General features: G+C 71.1%; 21 protein-coding genes. 13 read left to right on the forward strand and 8 right to left on the reverse strand.

Features of this window, described 5'->3' with window-relative positions; genetic code table 11:
• Positions 1-148 precede the first annotated feature (148 nt).
• The 6 genes from pgsA (at position 149) to pdxT (ending at position 5,188) form a co-directional block, all read left to right on the forward strand.
• Entirely contained in the window at positions 149-769 is a 621-nt protein-coding gene (pgsA, locus tag ACZ6O5_RS17375) for a phosphatidylinositol phosphate synthase (RefSeq protein WP_425787067.1), read from the forward strand.
• Complete coding sequence (locus ACZ6O5_RS17380; protein WP_465978263.1) at positions 766-1,701, forward strand: phosphatidylinositol mannoside acyltransferase; 936 nt, start codon at positions 766-768, stop codon at positions 1,699-1,701. Before pgsA ends, ACZ6O5_RS17380 begins: the two co-directional genes overlap by 4 nt.
• A 9-nt stretch (positions 1,702-1,710) precedes the next feature.
• Complete coding sequence (locus ACZ6O5_RS17385) at positions 1,711-2,871, forward strand: glycosyltransferase family 4 protein (RefSeq protein WP_465978265.1); 1,161 nt, start codon at positions 1,711-1,713, stop codon at positions 2,869-2,871.
• 82 nt (positions 2,872-2,953) lie between these two features.
• On the forward strand, positions 2,954-3,457 hold the full coding sequence (locus ACZ6O5_RS17390; protein ID WP_465978267.1) for a hypothetical protein: 504 nt from the start codon (positions 2,954-2,956) through the stop codon (positions 3,455-3,457).
• Positions 3,458-3,585: 128 nt separating this feature from the next.
• Positions 3,586-4,503, forward strand: a complete 918-nt coding sequence (pdxS, locus tag ACZ6O5_RS17395; protein WP_107161185.1) for a pyridoxal 5'-phosphate synthase lyase subunit PdxS — start codon at positions 3,586-3,588, stop codon at positions 4,501-4,503.
• A 79-nt stretch (positions 4,504-4,582) separates the two neighbouring features.
• Positions 4,583-5,188 carry a pyridoxal 5'-phosphate synthase glutaminase subunit PdxT gene (gene pdxT / locus ACZ6O5_RS17400; RefSeq protein ID WP_107161187.1) on the forward strand — a complete coding sequence of 202 codons (606 nt, stop codon included), beginning with the start codon at positions 4,583-4,585 and terminating at the stop codon, positions 5,186-5,188.
• A gap of 19 nt (positions 5,189-5,207) precedes the next feature.
• Here the strand turns inward: pdxT and ACZ6O5_RS17405 are convergent, their stop codons facing one another.
• From ACZ6O5_RS17405 to ACZ6O5_RS17415, 3 genes are read right to left on the reverse strand one after another with little or no spacing between them, the layout of a single operon-like run.
• Positions 5,208-6,590, reverse strand: a complete 1,383-nt coding sequence (locus ACZ6O5_RS17405) for a type IV secretory system conjugative DNA transfer family protein (RefSeq protein WP_465978269.1) — start codon at positions 6,588-6,590, stop codon at positions 5,208-5,210.
• A 10-nt stretch (positions 6,591-6,600) separates the two neighbouring features.
• On the reverse strand, positions 6,601-7,140 hold the full coding sequence (locus ACZ6O5_RS17410; RefSeq protein ID WP_465978271.1) for a hypothetical protein: 540 nt from the start codon (positions 7,138-7,140) through the stop codon (positions 6,601-6,603).
• The gene (locus ACZ6O5_RS17415) at positions 7,137-8,114 is read right to left on the reverse strand and encodes a hypothetical protein (RefSeq protein ID WP_465978273.1); all 978 of its coding nucleotides are present in this window, start codon (positions 8,112-8,114) and stop codon (positions 7,137-7,139) included. The genes ACZ6O5_RS17410 and ACZ6O5_RS17415 overlap by 4 nt, the downstream gene beginning before the upstream one ends.
• A 427-nt stretch (positions 8,115-8,541) precedes the next feature.
• Between ACZ6O5_RS17415 and ACZ6O5_RS17420 the strand changes: the two genes are divergently transcribed.
• A complete protein-coding gene (locus tag ACZ6O5_RS17420; protein WP_465978275.1) occupies positions 8,542-9,291 on the forward strand; it encodes a YebC/PmpR family DNA-binding transcriptional regulator in 750 nt (249 codons plus the stop codon).
• 78 nt (positions 9,292-9,369) lie between these two features.
• On the opposite strand, the gene ACZ6O5_RS17425 is transcribed toward ACZ6O5_RS17420, so the two are convergent.
• Genes ACZ6O5_RS17425 through ACZ6O5_RS17435 form a run of 3 tightly spaced genes read right to left on the reverse strand, consistent with a single transcriptional unit; the run spans position 9,370 to position 9,964 of the window.
• Positions 9,370-9,606, reverse strand: a complete 237-nt coding sequence (locus tag ACZ6O5_RS17425; protein ID WP_465978490.1) for a hypothetical protein — start codon at positions 9,604-9,606, stop codon at positions 9,370-9,372.
• Positions 9,603-9,779, reverse strand: a complete 177-nt coding sequence (locus ACZ6O5_RS17430; RefSeq protein WP_465978277.1) for a hypothetical protein — start codon at positions 9,777-9,779, stop codon at positions 9,603-9,605. Before ACZ6O5_RS17430 ends, ACZ6O5_RS17425 begins: the two co-directional genes overlap by 4 nt.
• Positions 9,776-9,964 (reverse strand): hypothetical protein, encoded by a 189-nt coding sequence (locus ACZ6O5_RS17435; protein WP_465978279.1) that lies wholly within the window; start codon positions 9,962-9,964, stop codon positions 9,776-9,778. The genes ACZ6O5_RS17430 and ACZ6O5_RS17435 overlap by 4 nt, the downstream gene beginning before the upstream one ends.
• Before the next feature lie 180 nt (positions 9,965-10,144).
• Here ACZ6O5_RS17435 and ACZ6O5_RS17440 point away from each other — a divergent pair, with 180 nt between their 5' ends.
• From ACZ6O5_RS17440 to ACZ6O5_RS17450, 3 genes are all read left to right on the forward strand, one after another.
• A complete protein-coding gene (locus tag ACZ6O5_RS17440; protein ID WP_465978492.1) occupies positions 10,145-10,957 on the forward strand; it encodes a helix-turn-helix domain-containing protein in 813 nt (270 codons plus the stop codon).
• Positions 10,948-11,139 (forward strand): DUF397 domain-containing protein, encoded by a 192-nt coding sequence (locus tag ACZ6O5_RS17445; RefSeq protein ID WP_343442211.1) that lies wholly within the window; start codon positions 10,948-10,950, stop codon positions 11,137-11,139. Before ACZ6O5_RS17440 ends, ACZ6O5_RS17445 begins: the two co-directional genes overlap by 10 nt.
• Before the next feature lie 65 nt (positions 11,140-11,204).
• Positions 11,205-11,765 (forward strand): GNAT family N-acetyltransferase, encoded by a 561-nt coding sequence (locus ACZ6O5_RS17450; protein WP_425787057.1) that lies wholly within the window; start codon positions 11,205-11,207, stop codon positions 11,763-11,765.
• A 61-nt stretch (positions 11,766-11,826) separates the two neighbouring features.
• On the opposite strand, the gene ACZ6O5_RS17455 is transcribed toward ACZ6O5_RS17450, so the two are convergent.
• Both ACZ6O5_RS17455 and ACZ6O5_RS17460 read right to left on the reverse strand, forming a co-directional pair.
• Complete coding sequence (locus ACZ6O5_RS17455) at positions 11,827-12,771, reverse strand: permease prefix domain 1-containing protein (RefSeq protein WP_465978282.1); 945 nt, start codon at positions 12,769-12,771, stop codon at positions 11,827-11,829.
• Positions 12,768-13,109, reverse strand: a complete 342-nt coding sequence (locus tag ACZ6O5_RS17460; protein ID WP_107161211.1) for a PadR family transcriptional regulator — start codon at positions 13,107-13,109, stop codon at positions 12,768-12,770. Before ACZ6O5_RS17460 ends, ACZ6O5_RS17455 begins: the two co-directional genes overlap by 4 nt.
• A 188-nt stretch (positions 13,110-13,297) precedes the next feature.
• On the opposite strand from ACZ6O5_RS17460, the gene dnaE reads away from it, so the two are divergent.
• From dnaE to ACZ6O5_RS17475, 3 genes are read left to right on the forward strand one after another with little or no spacing between them, the layout of a single operon-like run.
• Positions 13,298-16,831 carry a DNA polymerase III subunit alpha gene (gene dnaE, locus ACZ6O5_RS17465; protein ID WP_107161215.1) on the forward strand — a complete coding sequence of 1,178 codons (3,534 nt, stop codon included), beginning with the start codon at positions 13,298-13,300 and terminating at the stop codon, positions 16,829-16,831.
• 38 nt (positions 16,832-16,869) lie between these two features.
• Positions 16,870-17,775 (forward strand): hypothetical protein, encoded by a 906-nt coding sequence (locus ACZ6O5_RS17470; RefSeq protein WP_465978284.1) that lies wholly within the window; start codon positions 16,870-16,872, stop codon positions 17,773-17,775.
• 21 nt (positions 17,776-17,796) lie between these two features.
• Positions 17,797-19,188 (forward strand): cation:dicarboxylate symporter family transporter, encoded by a 1,392-nt coding sequence (locus ACZ6O5_RS17475; RefSeq protein ID WP_465978286.1) that lies wholly within the window; start codon positions 17,797-17,799, stop codon positions 19,186-19,188.
• Positions 19,189-19,375 lie beyond the last annotated feature (187 nt).

Consider the following 19,375-nt stretch of genomic DNA (forward strand, 5'->3'; position numbering starts at 1 on the left):
GGACGGGAACGCCGACCGTGATCCGGTGAACTGGCTCACCTCCCACGCTCGATCTCACACCCGCGCCGGTGCCGGCACAAGGTCCGCCGCGCGGGTCGTCCGCCCGGCTGTGTCCCCGGTCCCGGCCGGCCGTTATCGTGGGACCGCCATGGCGAAGATCTTCCAAGTGACGGCCCGAGCGGGGATGACCCGCGTCGTGGAGCCGATCGCGCGCGGACTGCTCCGCGCGGGTGTGTCCCCCAACGCGGTCACCGTGACCGGCACCGTCGGCGTGCTCGTCGGCGCGCTCGGCTTCGGCGCGCGCGGCCAGTTGGTCGCCGGCGCGCTGATCGTCACGGTCTTCGCCCTCACCGACCTGCTCGACGGCACGATGGCGCGGATGAGCGGCGGCTCCACCCGGTTCGGGGCGTTCCTCGACTCGAGCATGGACCGGGTCGCCGACAGCGCGGTGTTCGGCGCGGTCGCCTACTGGCTGGCCACCCAGCAGCAGTATTCCGGCGTGGCCGCCGCGCTGGTCTGCCTGGCCGCCGGCGGCCTGGTCTCCTACGTCAAGGCCCGCGCCGAAGGGCTCGGCATGACCTGCAACGTGGGCATCGCCGAGCGCACCGAGCGGCTGCTCATCGTGGGCGTCGGCGGCGTGCTCACCGGCGTCGGTCTGGACCGGGCCCTGGAGGTCGCCCTCTGGCTGCTCGCCGCCGTCTCGATCTTCACGGTGGGGCAGCGGATGGCGCACGTGTACCGGCAGGCCCAGCGGGTCGGCACGGAGTGAACCTCACCGAGGTGGGCTACGTCGCCGGCTGGCGCCTGGTCCGGGCGCTGCCCCGGCCCGTCGCGGCCGCGGCCTTCCGGGTGGGCGCCGACCGCGCCCACCGCAAGGACGGCGGCGGTACGCGTCGACTGCGCGCCAACCTGCGCCGGGTGGTCGGCCCGGAACTGCCCGAGGCGGAGCTGGACGCGCTGGTCCGCGCCGGCCTGCGCTCGTACGCACGCTACTGGCTGGAGGCGTTCCGGCTGCCCGGCCTGAGCCGGGCGGAGATCCTCGCCGGGTTCCGCCTCGACGGCGCGGAGAAGCTCGCCGCGGACGTGGCGGCCGGGCGGGGCGCGGTGGTGGCGCTGCCGCACGCCGGCAACTGGGACGCGGCCGGCGCCTGGGTGGCGGCCACCGGCTGGCCGATGACCACGGTGATGGAGCGGCTCAAGCCGGAGGGCGTCTACGAGCGGTTCGTCGCGTTCCGGGCGGGGCTGGGGATGGAGATCCTGCCCACCCACGGTGGCCCGCGTCCGCCGTTCGACGTCCTGGCCGACCGGCTGCGGGCCGGCGCGGTGGTGCCGCTGCTGGCCGACCGGGACCTCTCCGCGCGGGGCGTCGAGGTGGACTTCTTCGGCGGCCGGACCCGGATGCCGGCCGGCCCGGCGCTGCTGGCGCTGCGCACCGGCGCGCCGCTCTACGTGGCCTCGATGTGGTACGAGCCGGACGCCGCCTGCGCCTCGATCGAGGGCCCGCTGGCGCTGCCGGAGCCGGACAGCGCGCCGCTGGACGCCCGGGTCAAGCTGGTGACCCAGCGGATAGCCGACGGTCTGGCGGCGGGCATCGCCCGGCATCCGCAAGACTGGCACATGTTGCAGCGGATGTGGCTGGACCAGGGACCGGCCGGGGCACCGACGTCGGCGCAGCCGCCGGCCACCACCGGGACGGTCTAGGGGGACGCCATGCGGATCGGCATCGTCTGCCCGTACTCCTTCGACGTTCCGGGCGGCGTGCAGAACCACGTCATGGACCTGGCCGAGGCGCTGCTCGGGCTGGGCCACGAGGTGAGCGTGCTGGCCCCGGCCGACGAGGACGCGAGGCTGCCGCCGTACGTGGTGTCGGCGGGACGGGCGGTGCCGCTGCCGTACAACGGGTCGGTGGCCCGGATCGCGTTCGGCCCGGTCTCCACCGCCCGGGTGCGCCGCTGGATCAACCGGGGCGACTTCGACGTGCTGCACGTGCACGAGCCGCTCACGCCGAGCCTGTCGATGCTGGCGGTGCTCTGCGCCCGGGGCCCGGTGGTGGCCACGTTCCACACCGCGATGACCCGGTCCCGGGTGCTCTCCGCGGCGCAGGGCGTGCTCCAGATCCTGCTGGAACGGATCACCGCCCGGATCGCGGTCAGCGCGCTCGCCCGCAAGGTGCAGGTCGAGCACATGGACGGTGGCGCGGTGGAGATCCCGAACGGCGTGGCGGTGGCGAAGTTCGCCGGCGTCGAGCCGCTGCCCGGCTGGCCGGGAGAGTGCGCGCCGGGCGCCGGCGGCACGCTCGGCTTCCTGGGCCGGTTCACCGAGCCGCGCAAGGGTTTCCCGATCCTGCGGGACGCGTTCGTGGCGCTCGCCCCGGACCGTCCGGAGCTGCGCCTGCTGGTGGCCGGCCCGGGTGACGCCGACGAGCTGTACGGCCGGTTCCCGGCCGAGCTGCGTGACCGGGTCACGTTCCTCGGTCTGGTCTCCGAGGCGGACAAGGCGCGCATGCTGCGCAGCGTGCACCTCTACGTCGCACCGAACACCGGCGGGGAGTCGTTCGGGATGATCCTCACCGAGGCGCTCGCCGCCGGGACCACGGTGGTCGCCAGCGACCTGGACGCGTTCCGCCGGGTGCTGGACGGCGGGCGGGCCGGGCGACTGTTCCCGACCGGGGACGCGGCCGGCCTACGGGCCGCGCTGACCGAGTTGCTCGACGACGCCGATGGGCGGGCCGCGCTGACCGGCCGGGGCGACCAGGTGGTGGCGAATTTCGACTGGCCCGTGGTTGCCCGCCGCGTTCTGGAGGTATACGCAGCGGCGATCGAGGCCACCGACGGCCGGGTCATGGACCAGGAGTGGGCGGGGCTGGGCTGACCACGGTGGCCGGTGGGGCCGCTGTGACGAGCGCGTCGACCGGTGCCCACGCCGGCCGGCCGGGATGAGGGGCAGCACTACGATGCCGGGCATGTGGTGGGTGGTGGGCACGGCACTGGTGCTCGGGCTGGTCTCGGCGTACCTGATCTGGACCGCCGGCCGGGTGCAGCGGCTCCAGGTCCGCGCGGAGTCGGCGGCCCGCGCGCTGGACGCGCACCTGCTGCGCCGCGCGGCCGCCGCCGCGGTCCTGGCCGAGCAGCGGTACGGCGTGGAGCTGTACGCCGCCGCCCGGATCGCGCTGGACGCGCTCCCGGAGGAGCGTGAGGCCGCCGAGAACGACCTGACCCGGCAGTTGCGCGCGGTGCGGCTGGACCCGGACGACCCGGCCTGCGGCGCGGTGATCGCGGCGAGCCGGCGGCTGGCGCTGGCCCGGCAGGTGCACACCGATCTGGTCCGGGACGCCCGCTCGGCGCGGGGCCGTCCGGTGGTGCGCCTGTTCCGGATGGGGCGTGGGCGCGAGTGGCCCCGCTACTTCGACATCGACGACCCGACGCTGGTCCCGCACGCGGACGTCACCACCGGCTGAGGCGGGCGCCGGGCGGGCCGTGACGGCGGCCACAGGGCAGGCCACCAGGGGTGCGATTGGCTGTCGGAGCGGCGTCGTGGCGGCCGTAGCATTTCCGCGCAGCCACCCCGACCGCCTGCCGAGGAGCGATGACCGTGTCCGAACCCACCGCACCGACCACCGACCCCACCGTCGGCACCGCCCGCGTGAAGCGGGGCATGGCCGAGATGCTCAAGGGCGGCGTGATCATGGACGTGGTCACCCCCGAGCAGGCGAAGATCGCCGAGGACGCCGGCGCGGTGGCCGTGATGGCGCTGGAGCGGGTGCCGGCGGACATCCGCGCCCAGGGCGGCGTGTCCCGGATGAGCGACCCGGACATGATCGACGGCATCATCTCCGCCGTCTCGATCCCGGTGATGGCCAAGGCCCGGATCGGCCACTTCGTCGAGGCGCAGGTCCTCCAGGCGCTCGGCGTGGACTACGTCGACGAGTCCGAGGTGCTGACCCCGGCCGACTACGCCAACCACATCGACAAGTGGGCGTTCACGGTGCCGTTCGTGTGCGGCGCGACCAACCTGGGTGAGGCGCTGCGCCGGATCACCGAGGGCGCCGCCATGATCCGCTCGAAGGGTGAGGCGGGCACCGGGGACGTCTCCAACGCCACCACCCACATGCGGAAGATCCGGCAGGAGATTCGCCGGCTCCAGAACCTGCCGGCCGACGAGCTGTTCGTCGCGGCGAAGGAGCTCCAGGCCCCGTACGAGCTGGTCAAGGAGGTCGCCGAGCGCGGCAAGCTGCCGGTCGTGCTGTTCACCGCCGGCGGCATCGCCACTCCGGCGGACGCGGCCATGATGATGCAGCTCGGCGCCGAGGGCGTCTTCGTCGGCTCGGGCATCTTCAAGTCCGGCAACCCGGCCCAGCGGGCCGCCGCCATCGTCAAGGCGACCACGTTCCACGACGACCCGGACGTGCTGGCGAAGGTGTCCCGGGGCCTGGGCGAGGCGATGGTCGGCATCAACGTCGACGACATCCCCGTCCCGCACCGCCTCGCCGACCGCGGCTGGTGAGCTTGTAAGGAGGGGCCCCTTCTTAACGCATTCTGCATAGGCGGGGCCCCCGCCTAACACCTGTGAGAGGAGCGACCGGGTGCGCGTACCCGTGATCGGGGTGCTGGCCCTCCAGGGCGACGTGCGTGAGCATGTCGCGGCGCTGGCCGGTGCGGGCGCCGAGGCCCGGCCGGTCCGCCGGCCGGGCGAGCTGGACGCGGTCGACGGCCTGGTGGTGCCCGGCGGCGAGTCCACCACGATCAGCAAGCTGGTGGACATCTTCGAGATGCGCGAGCCGATCGACAAGCGGATCGCCGGTGGCATGCCGGTCTACGGCTCCTGCGCCGGCATGATCATGCTGGCCGCCGAGGTGCTGGACGGCCGCCCCGACCAGCGTGGATTCGCCGGTATCGAGATGACCGTGCGGCGCAACGCGTTCGGCCGCCAGGTCGACTCGTTCGAGGCCCCGGTGACGATCACCGGGGTCGACGGCGAGCCGTTCCACGCGGTGTTCATCCGCGCGCCCTGGGTGGAGCGGGTCGGCGCGGGCGTGGAGGTGCTCGGCCGGGTCACCGACGGCCCGGCCGCCGACCGGATCGTCGCGGTCCGGCAGGGAAACCTGCTGGCCACCTCGTTCCATCCCGAGTTGACCGGCGACCTGCGCCTGCACCGCCTCTTCGTGGACCTGGTCCGGGCGGCGTCTTGACGCGTCCACCCGACGTCGGTCAGTGGTGTCGCGGATTGGGTGCGGCCCACTCCCGGAGCACCGGGTCGGTGAGGTGGTTGAAGCGTTGTATCCGGGTCGGCTGCTCGCTCTTGAAGGCGACCACCTGCTCTCCGGGGGACAACTGCAACAGCTCGCCCACGTTGACGCCGAGCCGTCGGGACAGCTCGGCGGCGGCGCCGAAGTTCGCCGGGCTGAACACCTGGAGTACGCCGGAGTTGTTGATCATCGTTTCGCCGACGCCCCGGTAGATGCTGGTGAGCTGCGCCAGGTCCTGCCAGAACGTCCAGGTGCGCAGCCCGTAGCCGCGCAGCAGGGTGATCGCGTCCTGGAGCAGGGAGAACCGGCCCAGTTGCGCCGCCTCGTCGATGAGGAACAGCAGGCGTGACTGGTTGATCGTCCGGCTGTTCATGACGTAGTAGAGCAGGCAGCCGATCCACGCCCGGAGCAGGCGCTGGTGGGTTCGGAGCTTGTGCGGCGGTACGACCACGTAGATCGAGATCCGGCGGTCCGGGTCCACCAGGTGGGTGAGCGGAAAGCTCGTACGGTCGGTGGCCTCCACCGTCCGCCGGGAACTGAACGGCGCGAGCTGCTGGGCCGCGGTGACCACGATGCTGGGGAAGGTCTTCTCCCGGTCGACGCCGAGCAGCATCTGGAACTCCTGCCGGGTGCCGGCCGGCATCCGGCCGTCCCGGTCGTTGTCCAACGCCTGGGCCATATACATCACCAGGTCGCTCTGGAACAGCCGGCTGCGCAGCTTCTGGAGGGTCAGCGAGGAGGCCCCCGTCGGTTCGGCCGTCGCCTCCGCGGTGATCAGGTGGGTGGTCAGGCCCGCGATCAGGAGCTGGGCCATCTCGTCCCAGAACGGCTCGACAGCCGACTTCTCGCCCCCCATCAGCAGGTCGGACAGGAGCCGCCCGAAGTCCTCCGGCTCCTCGGCGTCCTCGTTGTCCCGAACCAGCTCGGCGAACACGTCGAAGGGGTTCAGGGCGCCGCGGTCGGCTCGGGTGCCGTTGCTGGCCCCGAACGGGTCGAGCAGCACGATCTCGTGCCCCAGCGCGTCGCGCCGGTGGGCGTGGGTGACGTCGTAGTTCTCCCCCTTCGGATCGAGCACCACCACCGAGCCCTCGTAGCTGAGCAGGTTCGGGATGATCACGTCGCGGCCCTTGCCGGCGCCGGTGGGCGCGATGGTCATGAGATGGCTGTCGTCGTCCGAGGCGACCACCGGGCCCAGCGCGTCGTCCGCGATGATGTGTTCCTCGCGCAGGCCGAGCCGGATCCGGGCGTCGGTGACGCTCGCTCGACGCGGCGCGAACTGGCTCCTCGACTTCGACTCCGGATCGAGGTGGCGGGCCAGGAAGCGTCCGATGATCAGCTTGGACACCGGGATCCCCTCACGCTCGACGACGGGTGATGTGGGCGGGCGTGAAACCGGTCATTGTGCCGCTGCCGGACCCGGCCGAGATGCGGAGGTTGAGGGGCTTGTCGTGTTCGTTGCCGAGCACGTCGAAGTAGCGGATCCGGAGCACCAGCGAGCCCAGCTCGGGGATGTGCGGCGGGTCGCTGAACCGCAGCCGCTGTTCGATGTCCGTCATCGGTTGCACCGCGTCCGCCTTCGGCTCGCCCAACGGCACGAACCCCAGCGCCGACTGGTCCAGCGTGATCTGCTCGATCCGCAGGCCGAGCAGCGGGCCGGCGCCGACGTTGCGCAGCCGGACGGAGAGCACCACCAGCTCCTGCCCGCGCCAGGTGAGCCGGGAGTCCTGAATCATGGCGACCGGCACCACCGACGCCTCGAGCTGTTCGCCGGCGATCCGCGCCTCCCGGGCCGTGGCGCGGTTGTTCTGCCAGGACAGGATCAGGGCGATGACACTCAGGGTGAGCGTGACGGCCAACCCGACGACCTGGAGCGTGTTGAGCGATTCCTGACTCATGGCATCGTGCCGACGGCGCAGGAGAAGTTCCATTCCCGGAAAAAGTCCGCCATGAAACCCTTCACCACCCGGTCACGGAAGAAGTCGCGGTACGGCACCTCGTAGTTCTCCAGCAAGAAATCCGGACGGGGCGCGATGCGGGCACCCGGCTCCGCATTGTCCGAGCCGATCGTCTCGGCGATGGAGTGGAAGTCCAGCCAGATGCCCCGGTAACCCTGATTGGCCGGCGCCTGGATGTCGTAGACCTCGCGCAGGTGCACGCCGGGGGCGGCCTCCCGGAAATTGGAGATCTTGATGTCGAGCCGACCGGTGCGCAGTGAGCTGGCCGCGTCCTGACCGGTCGGCACCGGCCGGAACCGGCCGTCCTCGTCGGGCCGACGGGACAGCAGCGGTCCGATCAGTTCATGGCTGCTGACCGGTTTCTGCCGGTGCACCGGAATGAAGTCGTAGACGATCATCGAGAAGCGGTAGGCGGCGCGCAGGGGTTGCAGATCGAAGTCCGAGTGCAACACCTCGGACAGGTCGATCGCGATTCGGGAGACGAGCCCTCGGAGGTACGGCATCAGGAGCCGGTACCAGTTGTGGAACAACCGCAGCGACGAGCCCGAACGGCTGAGGGTGATCCGCAGGTCCCGCCGGATGTCGATGCGGAAACCGAACGAGGGCTCCTTGTAGACCACGCCGACGTCCCCGTCGCTCCAGTCCAGCCGCAGCGTGTCCACCTCGTGCAGCTCGCTGGCCTCCAGCACCTCCGCCACCGCCCGGTAGAGTCGCGCGCCCAGTTCGCGCCGCAACGCGTCCAGTCCCTGGAGGTCCCGCGCCGCGGGCAGTTCGACGATGAGGGAGAAACCATTCAGGGCGTCCACACCGTGCGGCCCCAACATGTCGATTCCGGCGGAGAATTCGTCGAACGTCTCGAGCACGTTTCCTCCGCTCATCGCTTTCGGAGATTTGCAGGCTAGCCGGAATGCCAATCAGCTCCGTAGGAGCGGACAAGGCAGGAGAGACTGACCCGTCGTTGGGCCCGGATGGCTGTTCGGCTGAGCGTGTGCACCAGGTCGACCCAAAGGCGCAGGTCGACGCGAATACGCGAGCCGATCGCCATCCGGCGCGGGGCGTGACGCCGGTCGGACGCGGCGGCCGGGGGCGTACCCGAATGATTGTCGGATCTCCGTCATCCGCCCGGCGCGGCGGCCACTCCGGCCCGGTTGCCGCGTCCGGCCGGCGGGTGTGCGACGCCCGGGGTGCGACCTCGGTAGGATTGCCGACGGTTCGGCAGGGCCGTCACCGCCCCAGCCCTTCACGCGGAGCCGTCGGGGTGCTGCGGCTCGCGGCGCCCGGGCAGTGGGGTGCCGGCGCGAGCAGTCGACGCAGGCGTGGGTCAACAGACGGAGGTATCAGATGTCCGGCCACTCAAAGTGGGCGACCACCAAGCACAAGAAGGCCGTGATCGACGCCAAGCGCGGCAAGATGTTCGCCAAGCTGATCAAGAACGTCGAGGTGGCGGCCCGCACCGGCGGCGGCGACCCGGCCGGCAACCCGACGCTGTTCGACGCCATCCAGAAGGCCAAGAAGAACTCCGTCCCGAACGACAACATCGACCGCGCGGTCAAGCGGGGCTCCGGCCTGGAGGCCGGCGGCGCCGACTGGCAGACGATCATGTACGAGGGATACGGCCCGAGCGGCGTGGCGATGCTGATCGAGTGCCTGACCGACAACCGCAACCGCGCCGCCACCGAGGTCCGCACCGCGCTGACCCGCAACGGCGGCTCGCTGGCCGACGCCGGCTCGGTGTCCTACATGTTCTCCCGCAAGGGCGTGGTGATCGTGCCGAAGACCGGCACCTCCGAGGACGACGTGATGATGGCGGTCCTCGACGCCGGCGCCGAGGAGGTCAACGACCTCGACGAGGCGTTCGAGGTGATCTCCGAGCCGGGTGACCTGATCGCGGTCCGGACCGCGTTGCAGGACGCCGGCATCGAGTACGAGTCGGCCGAGTCCTCCCTGATCCCCAGCGTGAACGTGCCGCTGGACGAGGACGGCGCCCGCAAGATCTTCAAGCTGATCGACGTGCTGGAGGACTGCGACGACGTGCAGAACGTCTACGCCAACTTCGACGTCTCCGACGAGGTCATGGCCGCGGTCGGCTGACCCTTCCGGATCGACACCAGTTCGGCGTAGTGGCGGTATCCAGGACCCGGGATACCGCCACTACGCCGTACCGGTGCGTCACCGCTTCGGTTGATCGCTGGTGGGCGACAGTCGGCGCAGGCCCGCCGGCCGGACGAAGACGGTCCGGCGGGCGACGGCGTCGCCGGTGGCGTCCAGTTCGTAACCCTCCAGCCAGGCCCACCCGTCGTACGTGGTCCAGTCCAGTGTCCTGATGACGCGGAACATGATGGGCCGGACGAACTGGACCGACGCCGTCCGGCTGATCTCCAGTAACTCACCGGCGCGCGGCCTCACCCGCGCTTCCGGTCCCGCCACGCCCGGAGCGTCTCCCCGGCCCGGGCGAGCCGATCGCAGCCGCCGTCCGGCCGGCACCGGGAACACGCGTCCCGATGGTGCAGGTCGACGACGTAGCCGGCCAGGACGACGGCGAACGGCGGCTCGGGCAGCCGCTGCTCCGCCCCCGTCACGACGCGCCCCGCGAGTGCCCGGTGCCGTGGCCGGCTCGTCCGTCCCCGGGCCGGTCCGTCGGAGGGTCGTCGGTCGACGCCTCCGGGTGGTGCGTGCCGTAGGCGCCGCCCCGGTGCGCGTACGCCGGGCGCTGCACCACGTCGACGGGTCCGTCCTGCCGTTGGAACCACTTCCACCGCCCCATGTCCCTCTCCGGTGAGGTAGCTGGCCGAAAGCCGGCCTTCACTGCTGGTCTTCGGTATGGAACTCTGCGTGTTGACAGATCGGTCGCGGAAGCAATCCGGTGCTTGTGGAGTGACGCTGGCGGGAGGCTTCTCCACCGATGAGGGGCGCTGAGGACATGGGGCTGCGGATTGGGGAAAGGTTGGGGAGCGTGACCATGACTGCGGCGGAAATCCTGCTCGACGAGCTGCGCCGTCTCCGGACGACGCGAGGGCTCAACCAGGAGGAGTTCGGTCGACTGATCAGCTACTCCGGCACGCATGTCAGTGCCGTGGAGACCGGAAGCAGGCCGCCCACCACCGACTATGCGGCGGCTATCGACAGGGCGTTGCAGACGGGTGGCATCTTCGGACGGTTGCTCGATCGGCTGTCAGTCCTGGACCTGGCGCCGCCTTGGCTCCGCGAATGGATCAGTGTCGAGGAGCAGGCAACGGCCCTGCGCTGGTACGAACCCGCGTTCGTGCCGGGACTGCTGCAGACCGAGGGGTACGCACGGGCGATCCTGCACGCGGGCGGCCATCTCACCCCTGAGCAGATCGACCAGCGGGTTCGCTCCCGTATCGACCGCCAGTCGATCCTGAATCGGGAAAATCCGCCTCGCCTCGTGGTGGTGCTCGACGTGGCCGTCCTGCGGCGCACCGTCAATGACAGCCGAATGATCATGCGGGAACAGTCGGAACACCTGGCTGCGGCGGCTGAGCTGCCGCACGTCCGGATACATGTCGTGCCCGAGGAGACCCGGCTCTACCCTGGGCTGCAAGGCGGCTTCATCCTGGCGACCATGCCGGACGATTCCGCCCTCGGCCATATCGACAACCAGGTCCGATCGGAGACGGTCAGCGGTTCGGCCGAGATTGCTGAGCTTCAACGCACCTGGGAGAGCGTCGTCCGGGACGCGCTTCCCCGGAAGCTTTCCCTGGCACTGATCAAGGAGGCGGCACTGACATGGACCTGACCAACGCCCGGTGGCGTACGTCGACGAAGTCCGGGACGAACGGCGGGAACTGCGTCGAGGTCGCCGACAATCTCCCCGGTGTGGTCGCCGTTCGGGACAGCAAGGATCGGCAGGGCCCGGTCCTGGCCTTCACGCCACGCTCCTGGCAGGCGTTCGTCTGCCACGCGAAGTCGGTCGCCTGACCCCCTGGCGTCACGCCCGCCGAAACCGGGCTGACCGGGGCGCTGGCAGCCCGTAGCCTGCCGGGGTGCTCGTACCCGATCTGCCGTTGCGGACCGCGCGCCTGGTGCTGCGTGCCTTCACCGCCGACGACCTCGCCGTGGTCCGGGACTACCGGGGCCGCCCGGAGGTCACCCGGTTCCTCTACCACCAGCCGTACGACGACGCCGCCGCCCGGGCGGCGATCGACCGGCTGGTCCGGCGCACCGCGTTACGCGCGCCGGGCGACGTGCTCAACCTGGCCGTGACGCTGGCGGACACCGGCGTGTTCGTCGGCGACGTGCTGCTGACCTGGACCAGCGCGGAGCACCGGCAGGGCGAGATCGGTTACGTGGCCCATCCCGACCACACCGGCCACGGCTACGTGACGGAGGCGGCCCGGGAGTTGTTGCGGCTGGGCTTCGAGGGCCTGGGCCTGCACCGGATCGTCGGCCGGTTGGACGCCCGCAACACCGCCTCGGCCCGGGTGCTGGAACGGCTGGGCATGCGTCGCGAGGCGCACCTGCGGGAGAACGAGTTCGTCAAGGGCGAGTGGACCGACGAGGCGGTCTACGCCCTGCTGGCGCGGGAGTGGCGGGCGGCGGGCTGACGGCCGGCGTACCGGGCGGCCCGGCGCGCCCTCGACGGGCGGCGCCGGGCCGGCGGAGGTCTCAGCGGGCGGCGCGCCGCGCCTTGACCATGCTGTCGACCACGTCCCAGACCGCGATGAAGACGGTGACCACGGCGGCGACGCGGGCCACGTCGTCCGCCCCGCCGTCGCGCAGCCAGGTGAACCGTTCGATCAGCTCCGGGTTGAGCAACCGGTCGGTGAGCAGCAGCCAGACCACCGGACCCGCGAACGCCAGGTTGAGCAGCGCGTTGACCGCCACCAGCGGCCAGGTCCAGCGGCCGGCCCGGTACTTCGCGACCTCCAGGCCGACGGTGGCCAGCAGCACCACGATCAGGGCGGGGAGCCAGAAGCTCCACAGTGCCGGGTCGAGCACCGGCAGCCGGGAGCCGTCGTCGGTGGCCCACCGCTGGAAGTGCTGCCCGACCAGGACCGCGACGGTGCCGAGCAGGAAGACGACCGAGGCCACGCTGTCCGGCTGGCTGATCTGCCGGTCGCGGGTGTCCTCCGGGAGCTGGTCGACGGTCCACTCGGGCAGGCCGAGCGGCGCCCGGGTGCGCTCCAGGACGGCGAAGCTCAGCGTCACCCAGAACGCGACCTGCACCGCGGTCTGGAGCGCGACCGAGATCGCCGCGCCGATGGCCCGGCCGGGCTCGTCGCCGACGGTGGCCGTGACGAGACCGGTGATCACGCCGACCGCCACCGGGATCCAGGTGAGCAGGGTGCGCAGCACCCGCCACCAGAGCAGGTAGTAGCGCGGGCCGATGAGCTGGAGCGTGCGGTCGCTGTAGCGGGCGGCGAGCTGCTCGGGGCGGCCCATCTCGGTGAGCACCTCGCGCTCGGCGGCGGCGTGGTCCTGCCCGCCGGCGGTCCGGTCGTCGATCATGTCGGCGATGGAGGCGCGCAGCTCCTCGGCGAGTTCGGCGCGGCGCGGCGCGGGCACGGTCCGCAGCGTGGCCGCCAGGTAACGGTCGGTCAGGGAACTCATCGCCCTACTCCTTCGATCAACTGGGTGACGGACGTCCGCACCGCGGTCAGGTCGTCGAGCAGGCGACCCAGCACCGTCTCGCCGTCGTCGCTGGTGCGGTAGAACTTGCGCGGCCGGCTCTCCTCGGTGTTCCACTCGCTGGTGAGCAGGCCCTGTTCCTCGAGCCGGCGCAGCAGCGGGTAGAGCGTGTTGGCGTCGACCGCGAAGCCGTGCGCGGCCAATCGTTGCAGCAGGGCGTAGCCGTAGTCGGGGCGGCGCAGGGCGACCAGGCTGGCCACCACGACCGTGCCGCGCCGCAGCTCCTGGAGATGGGTCCGGAGGACCTCGTCGCTGACCATGCGTCACACGATACTGTGTGGCACACACTATGGCAACTAGATACAGCATCGTGTGGCGTACCTGCCGGTCGTCGGAGAGACGGCCACCACCACCGCCCGCGTGGCCAATGGAGCCGCCGAGATCACCTCGGTAGGGTGGGTCGGTCGACTCCGACGCAGCTTGATCCACAACCCGGGGGGCGCCACGCATGGGCGATTCGTTCGCGCATCTGCACGTACACACCGAGTACTCGATGCTCGACGGTGCGGCCCGCCTCAAGGACCTGTTCGCCGAGGCGGCGCGGCTCGGCATGCCGGCCGTGGCGATCACCGACCACGGCAACATGCACGGCGCGAACGACTTCTACAAGCAGGCCATGGCCGCCGGCGTCAAGCCCATCCTCGGCGTCGAGGCGTACGTGGCGCCGGAGTCGCGCTTCCACAAGGCGCGGGTCAAGTGGGGACGGCCCGAGCAGAAGAGCGACGACGTCTCCGGCAACGGCGCCATCACCCACATGACCATGTGGGCGGCGAACCGCACCGGCCTGCACAACATGTTCCGGCTCAACTCCCGCGCCTCGATGGAGGGCCACTACGTCAAGTGGCCCCGGATGGACATGGAGCTAATCGCCGAGCACGCCGAGGGCATCATGGCCACCACCGGCTGCCCCTCCGGCGCGGTGCAGACCCGGCTGCGGCTCGGCCAGTTCGACGAGGCGCTCAAGGTCGCCGCCGCGTACCAGGACATCTTCGGCAAGGAGAACTACTTCCTGGAGATCATGGACCACGGCCTCGACATCGAGCGCCGGGTCCGCGACGGGCTCACCGAGATCGCCCACAAGCTCGACATCCCGCCGGTGGTCACCAACGACTCGCACTACACGCACGAGGCGCAGGCCGAGGCGCACGACGTGCTGCTCTGCGTGCAGACCGGCAGCAACGTCGCCGACCCCAACCGGTTCCGCTTCGAGGGCGGCGGCTACTTCGTCAAGTCCGCCGACCAGATGCGCGCGGTCGACTCGTCCGAGCTGTGGCAGCAGGGCTGCCGCAACACGCTGCTGGTGGCCGAGAAGGTCGACCCGACCGGCATGTTCACGTTCCACAACCTGATGCCGCGGTTCCCGATCCCGGACGGCGAGACCGAGGAGTCCTGGTTCCGCAAGGAGACGTTCGCCGGGCTCAAGCGCCGCTTCCCGAACGGCATCCCGGAGGGCCACGTCGTCCAGGCGGAGTACGAGCTGGGCGTCATCATCCAGATGGGCTTCCCGTCCTACTTCCTCGTGGTCGCCGACTTCATCCAGTGGGCGAAGAGCCAGGGCATCGCGGTCGGCCCCGGCCGTGGCTCGGCGGCCGGCTCGCTCGTCGCGTACGCGCTGGGCATCACCGACCTGGACCCGATCCCGCACGGACTGATCTTCGAGCGGTTCCTCAACCCCGAGCGCGTCTCGATGCCGGATGTCGACATCGACTTCGACGAGCGTCGGCGCGGCGAGGTGATCAAGTATGTGACCGACAAGTGGGGCGAGGACAAGGTCGCGCAGATCGCCACGTTCGGCACGATCAAGGCGAAGGCCGCGATCAAGGACTCGGCCCGGGTCCTCGGCTTCCCGTACGCGGTCGGCGACCGGATCACCAAGGCCATGCCCCCGGCGGTGATGGGCAAGGACATCCCGCTCTCCGGCATCTTCGACCCGAAGCACCCGCGCTACGCCGAGGCCGGTGAGATCCGCGGCCTCTACGAGACCGACCCGGACGTCAAGAAGGTCATCGAGACCGCGAAGGGCATCGAGGGCCTGATCCGGCAGACCGGTGTGCACGCGGCCGGCGTCATCATGTCCGCCGAGCCGATCATCGAGCACATCCCGCTGATGCGGCGCGACGCCGACGGCGTCATCATCACGCAGTTCGACTACCCGACCTGCGAGTCGCTCGGGCTGCTGAAGATGGACTTCCTCGGCCTGCGCAACCTGACCATCATCGACGACGCGGTGAAGAACATCCAGCTCAACCACGGCAAGGAGCTGGACCTGCTCGGCCTGCCGCTGGACGACAAGCCGGCGTACGAGCTGCTCGCACGCGGCGACACGCTGGGCGTGTTCCAGCTCGACGGCGGGCCGATGCGCTCGCTGCTGCGGATGATGAAGCCGGACAACTTCGAGGACATCTCCGCCGTGCTGGCGCTCTACCGGCCCGGCCCGATGGGCGTCGACTCGCACACCAACTACGCGCTGCGCAAGAACGGCCTCCAGGAGATCACCCCGATCCACCCGGCGCTGGAGGAGCCGCTGCGCGAGATCCTCGCCCCCACCTACGGCCTGATCGTCTACCAGGAGCAGGTGCAGCGCGCCGCGCAGATCCTCGCCGGCTACACGCTCGGCCAGGCCGACCTGCTGCGCCGCGCGATGGGCAAGAAGAAGAAGGAGATCCTGGACAAGGAGTTCGTCCCGTTCCGGGACGGCTGCCGCGAGCGCGGCTACCCCGACGACGCCATCCAGGCGGTGTGGGACGTCCTGGTGCCGTTCGCCGGCTACGCGTTCAACAAGGCCCACTCCGCCGCGTACGGCCTGGTGTCGTACTGGACCGCCTACCTCAAGGCGCACTATCCGGCGGAATACATGGCGGCACTGCTCACCTCCGTGGGCGACGACAAGGACAAGATGGCGCTCTACCTGTCCGAGTGCCGCCGGATGCGGATCCAGGTCCTGCCGCCGGACGTGAACACCTCCGCCGGCCCGTTCACCCCGGTCGGCAAGGAGATCCGCTTCGGCCTCGGCGCGGTCCGCAACGTCGGCGCGAACGTGGTCGCCTCGATCATGCGCTGCCGCGAGGAGAAGGGCGAGTACGCCGACTTCTACGACTTCCTGTCCAAGGTCGACGCGGTGGCCTGCAACAAGAAGACCATCGAATCGCTGATCAAGGCCGGCGCGTTCGACTCGCTGAAGCACCCGCGCAAGGCCCTGCTCGCCGTGCACGCCGACGCCATCGACGCGTACGCCGACGTCAAGCGCAAGGAGGCGGTCGGCCAGTACGACCTGTTCGGCGCCGGGTTCGGCGACGCGGACGCCGGCGGCAGCACCACCGTCATGCCGGTCATCGCGGACAGCGAGTGGGACAAGCGCGACAAGCTGGCGTTCGAGCGCGAGATGCTCGGCCTGTACGTCTCCGACCACCCGCTGTTCGGCCTGGAACACGTGCTCGGCGCGGCGGCCGACACCACCATCGCCGCGCTGTCCGAAGAGGGCACCGTGCCCGACGGCGCGGTGGTCACGCTCGCCGGCATCCTGTCCGGCGTGCAGCGCCGGGTCACCAAGCAGGGCCGGGCCTGGGCCTCGGCCACGCTCGAAGACCTCGCCGGCGGCGTCGAGACGCTGTTCTTCCCCAACACCTACGAGGTGATCGGGCAGTACATCGCCGAGGACGCGATCGTGGTGGTCAAGGGCCGGGTGGACCGCCGCGACGACACCCCCCGGATCATGGCGATGGACATGTCCATGCCGGACGTCACCAGCAACCCGGGGACCAAGCCGGTCACGCTGACCATCCCGGTGCACCGCTGCACGCCGCCGCTCGTCGAGCGGCTGAAGGAGACGCTGGTGCTGCACCCCGGCGACACCGAGGTGCACGTCAAGCTGCTCAACGGCGGCAAGGTCACCACGCTGCGTCTCGGGCCGTTCCGGGTCGCCGCGACCACCGCGCTGATGGGTGACCTGAAGAGCGTCCTGGGCCCGGCCAACGTGAGCTGACCGAGCGGCCCGGCCGATGATCGGGCAGCATCGACGGGATGCCGCCCGATCATCTGCTGCGCGTACGTGACCTCGTGCCCGACGCGCTGGCCTGCCTGCGCGAATGCCGGTCCGCGCCGGCCGACCGCTGGCCGTGGCACTGGCGGTCCGGCTACCTGGACCGGCACCCGGACGTGTTCCGGGTGCTCGACCGGGACGGCGACTGGTCCGAACCGGCGTCCGTGACGGCCGCCGTGGCCGGGCTCCGCGACCGGGCCGCCGACCTGGCCGCCCGCGCCGAGGCGGTACGCGGACTGCTGCCCGCCGGTGTCGCGGACGTGGCCGGCGCGCTGGGCTGGTCGGGTCAGGGTGGACCGGTCGAGTGCGTGGTGCTGGTCGGGCTGCACCAGGCCAACGGCTGGGCCGACGACCTGGGCGGTCGCTACGCGCTCTTCCTCGCCGTGGAACTGCTCGGCCCGGGGGAGGACGTCGGGCTGCTGGTGCGGCACGAGGTCGCGCACGTGGTGCACGACCGGCGGGCCGGCATCCGCCGCTGGCCCGAGCACGGGGTGGCGACCCATCTCTTCGCCGAAGGGCTGGCCACCCAGGTCACCGCCGAACTGGACCCGGGCCGGCCGCCGGAGGCGTACCTGTGGTTCGGTCGTCCCGGCCACCGGGCCTGGCTGGACGAGTGTCGCCACCGGTGGTCGGAGATCCTGGGCCGGGTCCGGGCCGACCTGGACGCCACCGACCCGGACCACCACGCCGCCTACTTCCTCAAACGGGACTCGCCGCTGCGCGGCGACCTGCCCGCGCGCTGCGGCTACCTGGTCGGCCTGGCGGCGGTGCGGCGACTGCGGGCGCGGCACGGCCTGCCCGAGCTGGCCGCCTGGCCGCTGGACCGGGTCCGGGCGGAGCTGGTGGCCGCGCTCGCTGACCTGCCCGCCCCTCGTGCGGTTCGCTGAGACCTGCGTCACAGTATGGGCATGGACACCACCCCCGCCCCCGAGGACGTCCGGCCCGCCCGCCGGGACCGGACCCGGTACCTCTACCTGGCGGTCATCGCCGCCGTCGTCGCCGGCATCGTGGTCGGCCTGCTCGCACCGGACGTCGGAAAGGCGCTGAAACCGCTCGGCACCGGCTTCGTGAACCTGATCAAGATGATGATCAGCCCGGTCATCTTCTGCACCATCGTGCTCGGGGTCGGTTCGGTCCGGCAGGCGGCCAAGGTGGGCAAGGTCGGTGGTCTCGCGCTCGGCTACTTCCTGGTCATGTCCACCGTGGCGCTGGCGATCGGCCTGGTGGTCGGCAACGTCATCCACCCCGGCGCCGGCCTGGACCTGGGGCCGGACGTGGCCGACGCGGGCCGGTCCGCGGCCGGGGAGGAGGGCGGCGGCACCGTCGACTTCCTGCTCGGCATCATCCCGACCACGCTGGTCTCCGCGCTGACCGAGGGCGAGGTGTTGCAGACCCTGCTGGTGGCGCTGCTGGTCGGCTTCGCGGTGCAGGGCATGGGCCGTCGGGGCGAGCCGGTGCTGCGGGCGATCGGCGTGCTCCAGCGCCTGGTCTTCAAGGTGCTGGCGATGATCATGTGGCTGGCGCCGATCGGCGCGTTCGGCGCGATGGCGGCGGTGGTCGGCGCCACCGGCGTGGACGCGCTGAAGAGCCTGGCCCAGATCATGCTCGGCTTCTACGCCACCTGCCTGATCTTCGTGATCGTGGTGCTCGGCCTGCTGCTGCGCCTGATCGCCGGGATCTCGATCTTCTCGCTGCTGCGCTACCTGGGCCGCGAGTTCCTGCTGATCCTGTCCACCTCGTCGTCGGAGTCGGCGCTGCCCCGGCTGATCGCGAAGATGGAGCACGTCGGCGTCAGCCGGCCGGTGGTCGGCATCACGGTCCCCACCGGGTACTCGTTCAACCTCGACGGCACCGCGATCTACCTGACCATGGCCGCGCTCTTCGTGGCCGACGCGCTGGGCAAGCCGCTCGCGGTCGGGGAGCAGATCTCGCTGTTGGTGTTCATGGTGATCGCGTCCAAGGGCGCGGCCGGCGTGACCGGCGCCGGGCTGGCCACGCTGGCCGGCGGCCTCCAGTCGCACCGGCCGGACCTGGTCGACGGCGTCGGCCTGATCGTCGGCATCGACCGGTTCATGTCGGAGGCCCGGGCGCTGACCAACTTCGCCGGCAACGCGGTGGCGACCGTGCTGGTCGGCACCTGGACCGGGGAGTTCGACCGGGACCAGGCGCGCGCCGTGCTCTCCGGCGACCGCCCGTTCGACGAGACCAGCATGCTCGACGAGGACGACGACGAGCCCTCCCCCGAAACCGCCCCCTCACCCCGCCCCACCCGCCCCCTCACCACCTCCACCACCCCCTGACCCCACCCCCCCTCGCGCGATCTTGCACTTCCTGCCCCGGCGAAACGGACGAAGCGCCCATCGAAGGGGCCGAAACCGCAAGATCGGCGAGGGGAGTGGGGGAGGGGAGGACGGGAGGGGAGGGGAGGGACGGGGTGGGCCACGGGGGTGGGATTGGCGGTGTTGGGTGGGGGTGGGGGTGGTTAGC

The organism is Micromonospora sp. NPDC049201 (assembly GCF_055586805.1).